At 38.9% G+C, this 14767-nt stretch carries 14 protein-coding genes and 1 tRNA gene; 8 read left to right on the forward strand and 7 right to left on the reverse strand.

Annotated features, from left to right (window positions below):
- Window positions 1-104 precede the first annotated feature (104 nt).
- Window positions 105-503, forward strand: a complete 399-nt coding sequence (locus MN086_RS08530) for an Rrf2 family transcriptional regulator (protein ID WP_248575590.1) — start codon at window positions 105-107, stop codon at window positions 501-503.
- 99 nt (window positions 504-602) lie between these two features.
- Entirely contained in the window at window positions 603-1646 is a 1044-nt protein-coding gene (locus MN086_RS08535; protein ID WP_248575591.1) for a DHH family phosphoesterase, read from the forward strand.
- An 18-nt stretch (window positions 1647-1664) separates the two neighbouring features.
- Here the strand turns inward: MN086_RS08535 and recR are convergent, their stop codons facing one another.
- On the reverse strand, window positions 1665-2234 hold the full coding sequence (gene recR, locus MN086_RS08540; protein WP_248575592.1) for a recombination mediator RecR: 570 nt from the start codon (window positions 2232-2234) through the stop codon (window positions 1665-1667).
- Window positions 2234-2527 (reverse strand): Dabb family protein, encoded by a 294-nt coding sequence (locus tag MN086_RS08545; RefSeq protein ID WP_248575593.1) that lies wholly within the window; start codon window positions 2525-2527, stop codon window positions 2234-2236. Before MN086_RS08545 ends, recR begins: the two co-directional genes overlap by 1 nt.
- An 89-nt stretch (window positions 2528-2616) precedes the next feature.
- On the opposite strand from MN086_RS08545, the gene dnaJ reads away from it, so the two are divergent.
- Complete coding sequence (dnaJ, locus tag MN086_RS08550) at window positions 2617-3753, forward strand: molecular chaperone DnaJ (RefSeq protein WP_248575594.1); 1137 nt, start codon at window positions 2617-2619, stop codon at window positions 3751-3753.
- Between the two features lie 3 nt (window positions 3754-3756).
- Here the strand turns inward: dnaJ and MN086_RS08555 are convergent, their stop codons facing one another.
- Window positions 3757-4446: a hypothetical protein gene (locus MN086_RS08555; protein WP_248575595.1), complete on the reverse strand. Its 690-nt coding sequence runs from the start codon at window positions 4444-4446 to the stop codon at window positions 3757-3759.
- Window positions 4447-4586: 140 nt separating this feature from the next.
- On the opposite strand from MN086_RS08555, the gene MN086_RS08560 reads away from it, so the two are divergent.
- On the forward strand, window positions 4587-5102 hold the full coding sequence (locus tag MN086_RS08560) for a ferritin-like domain-containing protein (RefSeq protein ID WP_248575596.1): 516 nt from the start codon (window positions 4587-4589) through the stop codon (window positions 5100-5102).
- An 87-nt stretch (window positions 5103-5189) separates the two neighbouring features.
- The gene (gene zupT / locus MN086_RS08565; RefSeq protein WP_248575597.1) at window positions 5190-6026 is read left to right on the forward strand and encodes a zinc transporter ZupT; all 837 of its coding nucleotides are present in this window, start codon (window positions 5190-5192) and stop codon (window positions 6024-6026) included.
- On the opposite strand, the gene MN086_RS08570 is transcribed toward zupT, so the two are convergent.
- The 4 genes from MN086_RS08570 to MN086_RS08585 all read right to left on the reverse strand — a co-directional run bounded on the left by MN086_RS08570 (window position 6021) and on the right by MN086_RS08585 (window position 8169).
- Window positions 6021-6821 (reverse strand): DUF5718 family protein, encoded by an 801-nt coding sequence (locus tag MN086_RS08570; RefSeq protein WP_248575598.1) that lies wholly within the window; start codon window positions 6819-6821, stop codon window positions 6021-6023. The two genes, zupT and MN086_RS08570, sit on opposite strands and share 6 nt — an antisense overlap.
- A 127-nt stretch (window positions 6822-6948) precedes the next feature.
- Entirely contained in the window at window positions 6949-7230 is a 282-nt protein-coding gene (locus tag MN086_RS08575) for an HU family DNA-binding protein (protein WP_008244108.1), read from the reverse strand.
- Between the two features lie 441 nt (window positions 7231-7671).
- Window positions 7672-7756, reverse strand: a tRNA-Leu gene (locus MN086_RS08580).
- A 101-nt stretch (window positions 7757-7857) separates the two neighbouring features.
- Window positions 7858-8169 (reverse strand): F0F1 ATP synthase subunit C, encoded by a 312-nt coding sequence (locus MN086_RS08585; RefSeq protein ID WP_008244110.1) that lies wholly within the window; start codon window positions 8167-8169, stop codon window positions 7858-7860.
- A gap of 319 nt (window positions 8170-8488) precedes the next feature.
- Between MN086_RS08585 and MN086_RS08590 the strand changes: the two genes are divergently transcribed.
- The 3 genes from MN086_RS08590 to MN086_RS08600 are packed head-to-tail and all read left to right on the forward strand — an operon-like array spanning window position 8489 to window position 14753.
- Window positions 8489-10537, forward strand: a complete 2049-nt coding sequence (locus MN086_RS08590) for a glycosyl transferase family protein (RefSeq protein ID WP_248575599.1) — start codon at window positions 8489-8491, stop codon at window positions 10535-10537.
- On the forward strand, window positions 10534-12963 hold the full coding sequence (locus tag MN086_RS08595) for a CDC27 family protein (RefSeq protein WP_248575600.1): 2430 nt from the start codon (window positions 10534-10536) through the stop codon (window positions 12961-12963). Before MN086_RS08590 ends, MN086_RS08595 begins: the two co-directional genes overlap by 4 nt.
- Before the next feature lie 50 nt (window positions 12964-13013).
- The gene (locus tag MN086_RS08600) at window positions 13014-14753 is read left to right on the forward strand and encodes a DUF2334 domain-containing protein (RefSeq protein WP_248575601.1); all 1740 of its coding nucleotides are present in this window, start codon (window positions 13014-13016) and stop codon (window positions 14751-14753) included.
- The last annotated feature ends 14 nt before the right edge of the window (window positions 14754-14767 follow it).

Genomic DNA, 14767 nt, shown 5'->3' on the forward strand with positions numbered 1-14767 from the left:
CATAATAAGCTTAGACGAATATTGTTATCTACCATGCTTGTTATAATGTTAGTTTTTAATGTAAATTAGAGTAAAATACTCCTAATTAAGAAAAAGGTTTTATTATGCTATTGACCCGTGCAAGTGAATATGCTCTACTCTCTTTGGATGCTATACGAAAATCTGACACCCCTATCGGTGCAGAACAGTTGGCCAATGAACTGTGTATCCCTAAAAGTTTTCTTGCAAAGATTTTACAAAGTCTTGCAAAAAAAGGTATCCTTGAATCACGTAAAGGTGCACATGGTGGATTTATCTTAGCCAAAGAGGTGAATGAGATCAGTGTGAATGATATTATTTTTGCTGCTGAAGGTAAAGCGCCTGCTGTTTTTGACTGTACCAGCTACACGAGTACCTGTCCAAACGGGACTATAGGCAGTTGTGCTATTTCACCTTTTCTCATCAATTTCCAAACGAAGATAGATGACTTTTTAAATGGTTTGACCCTGGGCGACATACTTTAAAGCCGCATAAATTACTTCTCTTCAGGGTCTATCCTATAGACCTACAAGTACTTCATTGTTATAATACACTTATATTTAACCCTAAAAAGGCATATTTTAATGAAACAACATGTTTACCACCTCTCACATATTGATCTCGATGGCTACGGATGTCAATATCTCTCAGAACAATGTTTCGACACTATCGACTGCTATAATGCAAACTACGGTCCGGAAGTCACAGCAAGACTTGCTGAGATCGTCAAAAAGATCGAACAGGACAAATTTTTACATGGAGATGAGATCGAAGCACTTATTCTTATCACTGACCTCAACCTTACGACCAAAGAGGGTAACTGGATAGAAAACGAAGCTCTTCGTATCGGTGCAAAGCTTCAACTGCTTGATCACCATGCTACAGGCGCAAGTGCTGCGGAACGTTTTGCCTGGTATAAACTTGACACGACACGTTGTGCTACGCTGATCACTTACGACTGGCTGCAACAACATTATGACTTTGACAAGCGCAGTGACCTGGCTACCATCGTAAAAGCGATCAATGCCATAGATATTTGGCTCAATGAGGATACACTGTTCGAATATGGAAAAGTGATGCTGGGTATGATCTCCGGAGCAAGAGAGGTCAACCGTATTTTATTTCCGGCAGAGGACAGAGCCTTTAAACTCTCTCTTATAGAAGCAGCAAAACAGAGAGTCGATAGTAAAGATGCACCGATAGAATTGGATGATGATCTACACCAGATCAAAAAAACTTTTTTTAGACAGGGGGAGAACAACACCAAAGACAACCTGGTTGCCTCTTATGTCACAGACCTGCTCACAAAAGACAAGCAACGCCTTACCATCCACTATAAAGACTACAAGGGTATACTTGGCTACAATGTAGGCAATACTTCCATCATAGGAAATGCCTGTATGGTAGAAAATGATGACTATGACTTCTATATGGATGTGAACTTCAGAGGGCACTTTTCACTGAGAAGCAACAACAAAATGGATGTCTCTGCGATGGCTGCCCATATAGGAAATGGTGGCGGACATCCCAATGCAAGTGGCGGGAAGATAGAGGGGTATAAAGACTCTTTTGTCTATGCTGATGTACGTCAATTTGTACAGGAGTACATCGACAAGAAGTGCGAATAGACTCGCTATCCGATGCTGCTAGATCTTTACTCTCGCCTCTAAAGCACGTGAGAGTGACATCACATCTATGTTCTCCAGATCAACCCCTGTCGGTACACCCTGGGCGATCTTGGTAAAGTTTATCTCAAGACCTTTTAACTTATCTTCTATGTAAAGGATCATCGTATCTGTAGCAATGCTCGGAGGAAATGCAAAAATGATCTCATCCACCCCTCCTACAGCATAAAACAGGTGTGCTTCATCCAGATCACGTACCTCAGTAACCACATAATAGACACCATCAAACTGTCCACTCTCTTCTATGGTCAAGATGTCTTTAGCACTTTGCACAATGCAAAGTTTTGTAGTATCTCTGTAGGGATCAGAACAAATAGCACAAAGCTCATCTTCACTCATATTGTGACATTTACTGCATTTTTGAATGGCATTAACACCTGTTTCCAAGGCATGTGCCAGCTTCATCGCTCCAAATCCGTCTTCCATCACCGCATGATAGGCTAAACGGATCGCTGTTTTTTTACCGATGGAAGGTAAAGAACCAAAGGCCTCCACCAGGTTTTCAAAGGCTTCTATCTTGTAGTGTTTCATTAAGCGCGTACGTAATCCACAACTTTAGAGTATTCTACAACGGTCTTTATGAAATCAACCACTTTGAGATGTTCAGGGTGTATCGCATAAGCATCCAATCCCTCTTTGCTTTCAAATACTGTAATGATACTTAGATCCATCGCGCGTTCTTCCGTCGAAAAATTCACACCGACATCTATACTCCGAAGTGTCGGTACTGCACCCATGAGATTTTCCAACATCTGTTTTGCCTGTATGATATTGGCTTTTTTATTTTCTTCTTTAAATTTAAATGTGACGATATGTACAACCATAATAAACTACCTATATATATATTTTTGTGATTATAACCAAATTATGGTAGAATTCGCCCAAATCATTCCCTAGCTATGGAGATATATCAATGACAGATTTAGATTATTATGAAGTACTTGAAGTAAGTAAAGACTGTTCAGGTGCTGAGCTTAAGAAATCATACAGAAAACTTGCGATGAAGTACCATCCAGACAGAAACCCTGATGACAAAGAAGCTGAAGATAAGTTCAAAATAGTCAATGAAGCCTACCAAGTACTCAGCGATGAAGAAAAAAGAGCGATCTATGACCGTTACGGTAAAGCGGGTCTTGAAGGCCAAGGCGGCATGGGCGGCGGATTTGGCGGCGCGAACATGGATGATATCATGGATATCTTTAACTCTATGTTCGGAGGTGCTGGCGGTGGATTCGGCGGTTTTGGACGAGCGCAAAGAGACCCGGGTCAAAAATATGCACTTGACTTTGAGATAGAAGTGCCTTTAAAATTTCATGAAGCAGTCTTTGGCTGCGAAAAGAAGATAGAGATCCGTTACAAAACACCTTGTGGCGAATGTGAAGGTACGGGTGCAAAAGATGCAAAACTAGAAACATGTGACTACTGTCAAGGACAAGGTCAGGTCTTGATGAGACAAGGACCTATGCAGTTTGCCCAAACATGTCCAAAATGCCATGGTCAGGGACAAAGCATTAAAGAAGAGTGTAAAAGCTGTCATGGTAAAGGGTATCATGAAAAAGAAGACACAGTCACTGTAAATATTCCTGCCGGTGTAGATTCTGGTAACCGCCTAAGAGCACAAGGCTATGGGAATGAAGCCAAAAATGGACAACGCGGTGACCTCTACCTTACATTCCATGTAGAAGAAGATGAAAACTTCATCCGTAACGGAAACGATATCTATATAGAGGTGCCTGTGTTCTTCACACAAGCCATACTCGGTGAAACGATCTCTATCCCTGCACTTGATGGTGAATTGGAACTGGAACTTAAACAAAGCACCAAAGATAAGGAGCAGTTCGTCTTCGATGGTGAGGGTGTGGCTGATGTGCATAGCGGAAGAAGAGGACGACTTATCGCACAAGTACGTATGGTGCTGCCTAAGAAGATCAATGATGAACAAAAAGAGCTCCTCGAAAAACTTCAGGAGACGTATGGCGTGGAAAGCAGACCACACAAAAGTACTTTCGAATCAGCATTTGACAGAGTGAAAAGCTGGTTTGGAAACTAACGTTTAGCTTTTTTTATCTTCCAATAAAAGAACCGGGTCTTCTCCCTGTTCTTTGAGCAGTTTCACCAACTCTTTTTTGACATTTTTATCTGTCTTTTCATCCACTACGATCTCTAACATTTTTGTGATCTTTTCATGATGCTGCTGACTTGCCTGCATAAACTCCTCATGTCTTAAAGACTCTTTTTGCATCTTTTCTTCATGAGCTTTATTCTTTTTATGTATCCATAGCAGAAGTAGCAAAATAAGCAATACAACCAATGTACTTACGATGAGTATGATCTGGGACAGTCTGTTTTGTTCGTCCTGGTTGGATAAAAGCCGTTTCTCCTGAAGCAAAGCTAGTTCTTTCTCCTGAGCAAGTTTCATCCCCTGCAGTTCTTTTTCATACGCCAGTTTACTTTCCTCTAATTTGGATCTCTCCTGCGCTTGCAGTTTTGTCTGCTCCAGTTCCAATATTTTAATTTTCTGAAGTTTTTCTGCTTCGATTTTTGCTAAAGTGATCTGATTGGCCCCGACCAGCTTTTGAAATTCCAAGGTTTCATTCACTTCTTTAACTCTCTTCTGATCAGAGAGATCCGCCTCCTGTTTTTTCGTTGGGTCTTCCATCAAACGGGCTTTCGAAACATCACTCTGTTCACATCCATAAAACATTACCAATACCACTGCTAGAAAAAAATATCTTATTTTCAAATTCTGCCTCTCTTCTCTTTTCACTATTTTAGCCAATTTTTCGTTAGTAGCTAAAAAAAGCACTATTTCTCTTTAAGTTTAATAGCGTTACAATGAACAAAGGATAATTTTTTTCCTTAATAACTTTGAAAGGATCAAGTATGGCAAAAAGAGGTAATTCGATTATCAAAGGTTTAGAGATCAATGAGATCATTACAATGCTCAATAAAGCATATGCGGACGAGTGGTTGGCCTATTATCAATATTTCATTGAAGCAAAAGTCATCAAGGGTATTATGAAGGATGCAGCGATAGCGGAACTGACCCAGCATGCCGCAGATGAACTCAGACATGCGAATATGGTAGCAGATAGGATTATTCAACTGGGTGGAACGCCTCTCCTTCATCCGCAAGAGTGGTTCACCCATGCGAACTGTGGATATGCAGAACCAAAAGATTTTGATGTCGTGAGCATACTTGAAGATTCGATCAAAGGGGAACAGTGTGCTATCTCAGTCTATCAAGAGCTCGCAGATATGACACAGCATAAAGATATCGTCACTTATGATATCGTCTCCGAAATACTTGCAGATGAAGTAGAACACGAAGAGGATCTTCAAGCACTACATGATGATATCACTGAATTTATAAGCGACCTCAAAAAAAGTATGCACTGATATATGATGATCGAAGCGTAGGGTGTAAGATGGAGCGTATCTCATAGTGTAAAGTCATCATGTCAAAAAGAATCATGGAGTAGAGAGATGCAAGCATTGACTGTGGCAGAGATGTTACCTGCATTTTTGTTAACCCTGTTTGCAGGTCTTTTTACTGCCCTTGGTGCTCTCCTTTCTTTTTGCGGCGGTGCAAAAAACACGAAGTTTTTATCCATAGGTCTAGGCTTTTCTGCAGGGGTCATGATCTATGTCTCATTTGTAGAGATCCTTGTCAAATCCCAAGATGCATTTACGTTAAAATATGGAGAGATATTAGGTGAAAGTTTAGGCCTTGTTGCTTTTTTTGTAGGTATTGCTCTCTCATTTGTCATTGATCAGTTAATTCCAGATAATATCAATCCCCACCATACACTTGATGTTGAAAACAGTATCGATACTGACGATACACAAACGATCCAAAACCATAGGGCCCCGCTGGCACGTATGGGGTTCTTTACAGCTATTGCTATTGCCTTGCATAACTTTCCGGAGGGATTTGCTACCTTTGTCTCAGCCTTGAATAATATGACCACCGGGATATCCATTGCACTGGCCATAGCGCTCCACAACATCCCGGAAGGATTGGCCATCGCTCTTCCTGTATATCATGCAACAGGAGATCGTAAAAAGGCATTTCTCTATGCCATGGGCTCTGGATTGGCAGAGCCCGTTGGGGCGATCATAGGGTTCCTCATCTTGGTCCCTATCTTGGGAGATTTGGCATTAGGAATCACATTTGGTGTGGTTGCGGGTATCATGGTCTATATCTCATTCGATGAACTCTTACCCTCTGCCAGGGTCTATGGTAATGACCATACCACCATCTTTGGTCTTGTGCTCGGTATGATGGTGATGTCTGTAAGCTTGATACTTTTTAAACTATGAGTTTACTTTCTGATGTAATATAACCTTATGACTCGATGGTACCAGACTTGAGTCCTCTGTACGATGGTCATAGGCGATGACATAGACTTCATCTCCATCTTGTAGATAATTCTTCTCACCAAACTCTGCGTAGGCTGTTGCACCTATAGAGATTAGGGCTTGTTGAGGGTACTCTGTTGCTTGAAGATGTGCAGCGATATCTTCAAGGGGACCAAAATCTTCTTGGGTATTCATTTTGTCTATCAGCCATGTTTTGAGCTTGGTATAGAAGTAAGAGTACCCTAGCAGCGGTGCATCCACACCATAGGGATGTAATACACCCTCACGTTTCACAAAAGAGCATAGATGGTAATGATCCATCACCCCACCCTCTTCAAATATATCAATCGGTATCCATTTGTCACCGATGCCTTTGGAATTCGGACCCCAAGACTTTTTCTCAGAAATCTTTTTTGCCCCTTCTTTACGAATGGTGCAGTCATTAAATGTAGTAAACTTTTGGGCGATGAGATCAATGACTTTTTTCTCATCATCGTACACAATATCAAACAATACAGCTATTTCCGGTTCAACTTGTGCATTGGCTTCATAATCCGGAAGCGTGAGTCTGTCTGTACCTATAGAGTAGACTCCCAAAAAAGAGTCTGATCCGGGAAGATAAAAAGGAAATATACCTTTAGGTGCATCTGGTTCAGCAGTCACAACATTCTCAAAGTCTTTGAGTTCACCTGCTTGTTCTAAATGGTGTGCAAAATTTCCTGCTACACCTAAACATATTGTATTTTGTAATTGCATAAAGATCCTTGGAGAAAATAATAATGTAGTATATCTCAGGGATGGTTATAAGGTGTTTTAAAAAGTGTAAGATGAAATGAAAGTGAAAAGTATCTACTACCCAGTGGCAGTAGATACGAAGGTGAACTTAGTTACCTGCTACAGCATCTTTAAGTGTTTTACCCATTTTGAATTTAGGTGCTGTGTGTGCCGGCTTTGTATATGTTTTATCTGTTCCTGGAACTTTACCGCTTTTTTCTGCTACATCTACTGTAGAGAATGTTCCGAAACCTACCAATGATACAGTCTCTTTTTTTACTAATGCTTCAGTCACTGAAGTGATAAATGCTTTTACCGCTCTCTCTGCTGCTGCTTTACTTTCAAACTCACCGTTTTTCTGTACCAATTCTACGAAATCTGCTTTTGTCATTCTACTTCCTTGTTTTTAAGATGGAATCATTATATCACAACTAATTCTTAAAAAAAGATAAAAATATAATAAAAAGCCCTATTTTACGGCATTTCATACACTTTTGTTAAAAAAAAGACTAAATATAATATTAAATTATTTATATAGATAATAATGAATATATGAACAAATTATATTAGATGAGGAGAAGAAAGTCTATTTGATATAAAAATAGCCTTTAAATGACGTTGTAAGCGCTATTATACTTATCTGAAATCAATCCTTAAGAAGTCAGCTATTTAAATTTTGATAGTCAAATCACTTATCTAAGTAAACACCAAACACTTCAAAAACAGATCCAATATTTAAATGACAGGGAAATAAACAATAGTAGTAATAGAATTTTATATGGATATTAATAAAGTAAAGATATATGTAACTATTTAAAAGGTTTGAGAAAGATGGTGCGTCAGAGAGGATTTGAACCTCCACACCCGTAGGGCACTACCCCCTCAAGGTAGCGTGTCTACCGTTCCACCACTGACGCACATAGACTTGTAGTTTAAAAGTACTACTGAACTTTAAAAAATGAGGGTTTGAAAAGTTGTGACGGATTATATCCATCACAACCTTTCAGTGTCTTTAAAATTAACCGATAAATGGGTTAGCGTAAAGAGCGATAAGCGCAATTACCAATGTATAGATAACTTGTGCTTCGATCATTGCAAGAGCGATGAACATTGTAGTCATTAGTTTACCACCAAGACCTGGGTTTCTAGCAGTACCAGCGATAGTCGCAGCAGCAGTGTTACCCATACCAACAGCACCACCAAGTGCAGCAAGACCAAGACCGATACCAGCAGCAACTACTGAGTATGCTTTGATCATAGATTCACCATCTGCTTCACCAGCAAATGCAACAGCACCAAGTGCTAAGAAAAGTAAGAAAAACTTTTTCATTTTATATCCTTTAAATTAGTAGTTTTTAAGTCTCTTCGACTGTTCTAGAAGTCTGTTCGGATAGCGTAAACGATAATAAATTATCGCCAACATAGACATAAATGCCTACATTTCCCTACTGATCACTCCAAATAACGATGCAATTATAGCTAAATATATTTAAAAATGCATTGTGTATCGGTAGAAAAATATTCCATACAATTTATTTAATTTAAACTTAAAGAATATAATAAATTATGATAGAATAAAATAAGGGATATAGGCAACAATGATTATAGATTTGTTGCTGCCTAATTAAAAGACAAGGGAAGAAAAGGGAATGGAGTTTGTAGATTATTTTGCAGCATATTGGTTAGTGATAAAATATTTGGTACTCTTTGCAGCCATTATTATTTTACTAAGTAGTATAGATGATTTTTTTATAGATTGTTATTATTGGGTCCGTCGTATATGGCGAAAGTTTACTGTGTACAAAACAAATAAGCCATTTAATGTCAATGAACTTTATAAAGACAAAGAAAAGCCTATTGCTATTATGATCCCGGCATGGCAGGAAAAAGGGGTTATTGCAGATATGGCTGCCTTGGCTGCTTCAAGTTTTGAGTATTATAACTATCATATATTTATCGGTACCTACCCCAATGATCCTGAGACACAATATGATGTAGATATGGTAGTTGAGCATTATCGAAATGTGCATAAGGTTATTACCCGTACTCCTGGCCCGACCAATAAATCAGATTGTCTGAATCACATCATTGAAGACATCTTCTTATTTGAGAAAGAACATAATATAGAATTTGAGGGGTTTGTACTGCATGATGCAGAAGACTTGATACACCCTTTAGAGTTAAAGCTGTTCAATCACCTTATTGGTAAAAACGATCTCATTCAGATCCCTGTTTTCCCGTTTGAAAGGGAATGGTATGATTTCACTACAGGACATTATCAAGATGAGTTTGCAGAAAATCATGGGAAAGACCTTATTGTTAGAGAAAGTATCTTGGGATTTGTTCCAAGTGCAGGTGTAGGAACAGCCCTGAGTAGAAAAGCCATAGACAAACTCAAAGAGATACACAATGGTGAAGTATTCTTAATTGATACGCTTACAGAGGATTATAATTTAGGCTTTGAGCTGTTTCATGAGAATATGAAACTGATCTTTGTAAGAGTACCTGCTGAACTGGAGTATACAACCAGAAACAGCTACGGTAAGGAAAAAAATGGGAAAAAACAGATACTCATTAGCGTGAGAGAATTTTTTCCTTCTACTTTTCGGCAAGCAGTGAGACAAAAAGCAAGATGGATCACGGGTATTGCACTTCAAGGATGGCAACAACTTGGATGGTCTAACAGTTTGAGAACCAACTATATTCTGTATAGAGACAGAAAAGCTATCCTCACTAATCTTGCGAATGTACTGGCGTATATCCTTGTTATCAATATCCTTGGGATGGCATTCTATACAAAGATCACACAAGATATATGGTGGTTCCCTCCTATCGTTGAAAAGGGCGATCTACTCTGGAACCTTCTTATCATCAACGCTTTTTTCTTTCTTAACCGTATACTCCAAAGAATGTATTTTACCTATGAAGTCTATGGTATCAAAGGAGCATTACTCAGTATCCCTAGAATTATTTGGGGGAACTTCATCAACTTTTTTGCCATGTTCAGAGCCTTGGTACAGTTCTTTAAACTTACAAAAGCAGGTAGGCAAATCCCATGGGATAAGACAACCCACGATTTCCCACTTCGAAGGAAACTCCAAAAAAAACTGGGGGATATTCTATTAGAAGAAAAACTCATAAACCAAGCTACGCTTGAGCAGGCATTGGCAAAACAGAGAAGTGAACATAAGCCATTAGGGAGACTACTGTTAGAGGAAAACATCATAAGCGAAGAAGATCTATCAAAAGCAATGTCAATACAAAGCAATCTGAAATATATCCATGATATAGCCCCAGATCAAATAGATAGTGTGACCATGAATAGAGTGGATCAGTATTCATTGCTTGAAAATGACATTATTATCCTCAAGAGTGTCGATCATGTACATCCTATCGTCTCATCAGGGCAGGTAGTTGATGTAGTGGTAGATGAATGTAAAAGAAAGCTCTCAGATCGTACCGAACTTTACATTGCGAATGAAAGTACGATCGTAGCAATTCAAAAAGAGGTGCTTTTCCATGATCTGAGTGAAACAGAGTTTAGACAACTTCGCAGCGTACTCAAGAAAAAAATGATCCCACGAGGAATGGTGGATGAGATTTTAGAGTATAGAACGCAGAACAACCAAGACTTTATTGCCAGTTGCCAACATTTTGGCTTTTTACCTGATGACCAACTTACAAGGATTGACGCATGAAACGAATACTAGTATTGATACCTCTTTATTGTATGACATTCTTAAATGCAAATGTTGTAAATGACTCTGTGGATCATGTAAAAGAAGAATTCACTGAATATCGAGTCTATCCCAGACTGCAAAAAGCTGATAACTATATTGCCGAAGGGAAGATCAAAGAAGCAAAAGAACTTCTTCTGAAAGTTTTAGAGATCGACCCAAAGAATGCTAAAGCAGGCAGTCGAGTTGTTGGACTCTGTATGCAGGATAAAGACTTTGAATGTGCCGAAAAGTATGTAGGATTTATAGAGTCCCCTACGTATGTCAAATATTATCAAGGATATATCTCTTTTCAATTAAAAGAGTATGACAAAGCACTCAAAGCGGCTGCCTCTATAGAAGACCCTACAGCTCTGAAAAAAAGTGAACAGGAACTTAACAATCATATCATTCTAAGATCAGCCATTATGTCGGAAAATAAAGAAGCGGCCCATACCTATCTGAAAAAAATATTCCATCCAAAATATAACGCTTCATCTTGTCCCTCTGAATCTTTAGAAATTATCTATTTACTCTTTACGCATAAACTCTTCGATGAAGCATTTGTAGAAACCCGTTTCTACTTAGACCATTGCAAGTCACAGAAGATCCCGGATGAAAAACTTGCTATTTGGTCGGACCTTTTGAGAAAAGAGAACCGGTTTGATCAGGAAGCACGCATCATTGCATATATGGAAGATGTTGATTTGAAAAATGAACATACTTTATCAATGTATCTCAAAAGCGGTGATGAAACAAAAGCCATCGAAACAATGGAAACAATCTATCAGGCGGATCCTTCTGATAAGAATAAAGTACGCCTGTTATATCTTTATGAAAATGCCAAAATGCAAGATAAGATCATTACGCTTTATGGCGAAGTATACGAACTTAAGAAGAATCCAGAAGATCTAAAAAAAGTGCTTTATCTCAACAAGGAGCCTATGCAGCAGTATCAATTACTAGAAAAATACTATCCATATGCGGGACTTACTGATGAAGAAAAATTTAACTTTTCAGTCTCACTGATCAAGTTTTATAAAGAAGAGAAGAAGGTCACCCAAATACTCTCTATCGTTGATGATCTTACACACCTTGAAACATTGACAAACAAACAAAAACTCTATTTGAGCCATCAGTATAGTGAAAATCATCAAGACCAGAAAGCGATAGCACTCATGAAAGCACTCTATCAAAGTGACCCACGTCCTCAATACAAAGAAAGGCTAGAGTACCTACGTAACAGAAACATCATTCCGAAGAAACCACAACCTAAAATAGTGCAAAAAAAACCACAAGTCAAACCAAAACCTACACGTGAAGATAAATTAAGGTCTGAGACACAGATGGCGTATGACCTCATCCATCAAAAGAAATATGATGAAGCGGTCATCCATCTGAACAACGTACTCAAATATGAACCGAACAACCCGGTAAGATATGAACAGCTCGGACAAGCGTACTATGCACAGGAAAAGTATGCACCTGCTGCAAAAGCTTTTGGCAAGGCAGCTTCTCTTTCTCCGAAATCAGGCTATTATGAATCATTGGGCTACTGCTATATAAAGTTAAAAAAGAAGAAAAACGCTATAGAAAACTTTAAAAAAAGTATTGATATTGTGAAGAAGGAAGAGCCTGAAAACATTGACAAGCTCTATCAGTTAAAATACAGTGTAGCTGAGCTGGACCGAAAATTTTTTGGGTACTTGACCTATGGTATGCGGCTTGATTCCTATAATAATACCAGGGGAATATCTCCTATACTTTCTGCCAACTATGGCGGATTTTCTGCATTAGAGCTTCATTATAAACCAGAAATTTTTAATGACTATGCTACCGTCTATGCAAAAGTCTTGGCAGGAGTACGAGATCAAAGTTTGGCAATCAGGTCAGAAACATGGCAACCATCCATAGGCGTACGTTTCCAACCATTGGAAGATGAAAGGCTCTACTTCTTCATAGAAAAATTCTTCAAAGGCGGTGATGAGAGTCGTGACGATACGATGCTTAGAGCATCATGGGAACACTTTGACGGATATGACTTTTACCCTACTAAAACAGAGTATCCATGGAAACACCTGTATATGGACAGTGTCTACTATCTGGATAACGGCACCTACAGTCTTTATGCAAACTATGAGCATGGATATGTATGGAAAAGCGGATATCAGGATGCATGGATGCCTTACCTTTGTACTTCTGCAGGATACACTAACGATAACGGTCCCAAAGAGGCTCTCAAAAGGTTTGATGTAGGTGCAGGGATCTCCTACCTATTCTGGCGTAATGAACGTGAATATAAATCCCATCAATATACCGGAAGAACCAGACTGGAATACCGTCATCAATATGCCGGAGATCCGGAAGATGACCATGCACTAAGACTTATGCTTGAGTTTTTCTTTTAAACGGAGTACACTGTATCTATTAAGTATTGAAAAAGAAGGAGGTTATCACAATGAAAAGATTGATTAAATTTGGTACACTCTTGATGTTTGTACTGTTTTTTGTTTCCTGTGGGGGAGGTGGAGGTGGTGGCACTCCCACAACTCCTTCCACTGACCCTGACCCTATCGCTCTTCCTCTACCTAGCAATAACCCTCCTGAGCAAAACGTCCTGATATTGTATGATACTGCAGGTCCTTATGGAGTACAGGGAAAAACTAATGCAATCTTGCTTGAAAACCTCTTGGGACATTTTGATCTCAACATTACCTCAAAACCAGCTGACCAATATATCGCCAATGAAATGGTTGATGAAAATATTACAACAGTTTTCTATCTTGGCACAACCTTTGATGTATTAGGTTACCATGCTAACGGTTCAAACGAATACAATAGCTATATGAACTTCTATAAAGATACTGCAACACAGAACAAAACCATTGTATGGATCAACTATAACCTCGATTTATTAGAAACAGAATGGGATGCAAATGTAACCAACTGGGGAGTCGGTACATTTGAGGAGTCGACTGGGTTTACCAGTTTTGGTATAGAAACAAATTATAATCGTGTATGGTATAAAGATACCGAACTATATAAGGGGATCATACCTTTTGCAACACCAGGTGCAGACACAACAAATTGCTACGATGAAGGAAACAATACCTATGCCTGTGCGTTAGAACTCAACACCATTTTCATCTCTGAAAATAATACTCTTGCCTCTATCTATGCTGAAACAAATTCAACATTTGATTTAGCTGTATCAACAGAACCTTATATCACGCAAGGTGGAAATTTCTGGTTTATCGGGGATATACCTTTTTCCTACATGTCTGAGGAGGATAGATATCTCGCATTTGCAGATCTCTTGCATGATATGCTTGGCATAGACCACATTGAATCCCACAAGGCGATCATGAGACTTGAGGATGTCAATTCAAAAACAGAGTTATCAGATCTAATAGCCATAGCGGACTATATGCAAAGTCAGAACACCCCTTTTAATGTTGCCACCATTCCTCAATATGAAGATCCTTTTGGGGTCTATAACAATAATCTTACTACTACCATTAAACTATATGAATCACCAATAGGTGAAAAACTTAAAGAGTATTACTTTGACAGACGTATAGACATTGTACAGCATGGATTTACACACCAGCTGTATGATTACATCAATCCATATAATGGTGTTACGGCTGAAGATTTTGAATTCATGATCGTAACAGATGTTAACAATGATGGAAATTATACCTATGAAGGGCCTTCAGAAAATGATGATGGCCTATGGGCAAAGCAGAGAATCTTAGATGGTAAAGCGATTTTAGATGCAGTGGGTATCCAGGCTTTTGCATGGGAAGCACCGCACTACATGGCCGGTCCAAACCACTACCGGGCTATCAAAGATATCTACCCGATACAGTATTCAAGACTGATCTACTATCCTGATGAGAGTGATAAATCCAAATTTGTCGGGCAATTCTACCCGTATGTCATTAGAAAAGATACCTATGGATATTATGTCATTCCTGAGAATATCCATAACATAGAAGATACTCCAAATGAAGGATATAGAACGATCACATCGGCGGATATTATACATTTTTCTAAAAAACTGAAAGTCGTACGTGACGGTGTTGCAAGCTTCTATTATCATCCTTATCTTGGAACAGATGAACTTTCAAAGATCATACCGGGATTGCAAAGTGAAGGATATACGTTTGTAAGGGCTACCGAATTGGTAGAGTAACCGGAAAGCAAGAG

Origin of the sequence: Sulfurovum sp. XGS-02 (assembly GCF_023213175.1) — a bacterium.
In the GTDB taxonomy this organism is placed as follows: Bacteria; Campylobacterota; Campylobacteria; order Campylobacterales; family Sulfurovaceae; genus Sulfurovum.

Bases quoted from the DNA above. Each gene is read 5' to 3' on its own strand.
- MN086_RS08530 (WP_248575590.1), top strand. From the start codon at position 105: ATGCTATTGACCCGTGCAAGTGAATATGCTCTACTCTCTTTGGATGCT.
- MN086_RS08590 (WP_248575599.1), top strand. From the start codon at position 8,489: ATGGAGTTTGTAGATTATTTTGCAGCATATTGGTTAGTGATAAAATAT.
- recR (WP_248575592.1), bottom strand. From the start codon at position 2,234: ATGAAACACTACAAGATAGAAGCCTTTGAAAACCTGGTGGAGGCCTTT.
- MN086_RS08600 (WP_248575601.1), top strand. From the start codon at position 13,014: ATGAAAAGATTGATTAAATTTGGTACACTCTTGATGTTTGTACTGTTT.
- MN086_RS08595 (WP_248575600.1), top strand. From the start codon at position 10,534: ATGAAACGAATACTAGTATTGATACCTCTTTATTGTATGACATTCTTA.
- MN086_RS08545 (WP_248575593.1), bottom strand. From the start codon at position 2,527: ATGGTTGTACATATCGTCACATTTAAATTTAAAGAAGAAAATAAAAAA.
- MN086_RS08575 (WP_008244108.1), bottom strand. From the start codon at position 7,230: ATGACAAAAGCAGATTTCGTAGAATTGGTACAGAAAAACGGTGAGTTT.
- MN086_RS08560 (WP_248575596.1), top strand. From the start codon at position 4,587: ATGGCAAAAAGAGGTAATTCGATTATCAAAGGTTTAGAGATCAATGAG.
- MN086_RS08570 (WP_248575598.1), bottom strand. From the start codon at position 6,821: ATGCAATTACAAAATACAATATGTTTAGGTGTAGCAGGAAATTTTGCA.
- dnaJ (WP_248575594.1), top strand. From the start codon at position 2,617: ATGACAGATTTAGATTATTATGAAGTACTTGAAGTAAGTAAAGACTGT.
- MN086_RS08535 (WP_248575591.1), top strand. From the start codon at position 603: ATGAAACAACATGTTTACCACCTCTCACATATTGATCTCGATGGCTAC.
- MN086_RS08585 (WP_008244110.1), bottom strand. From the start codon at position 8,169: ATGAAAAAGTTTTTCTTACTTTTCTTAGCACTTGGTGCTGTTGCATTT.
- zupT (WP_248575597.1), top strand. From the start codon at position 5,190: ATGCAAGCATTGACTGTGGCAGAGATGTTACCTGCATTTTTGTTAACC.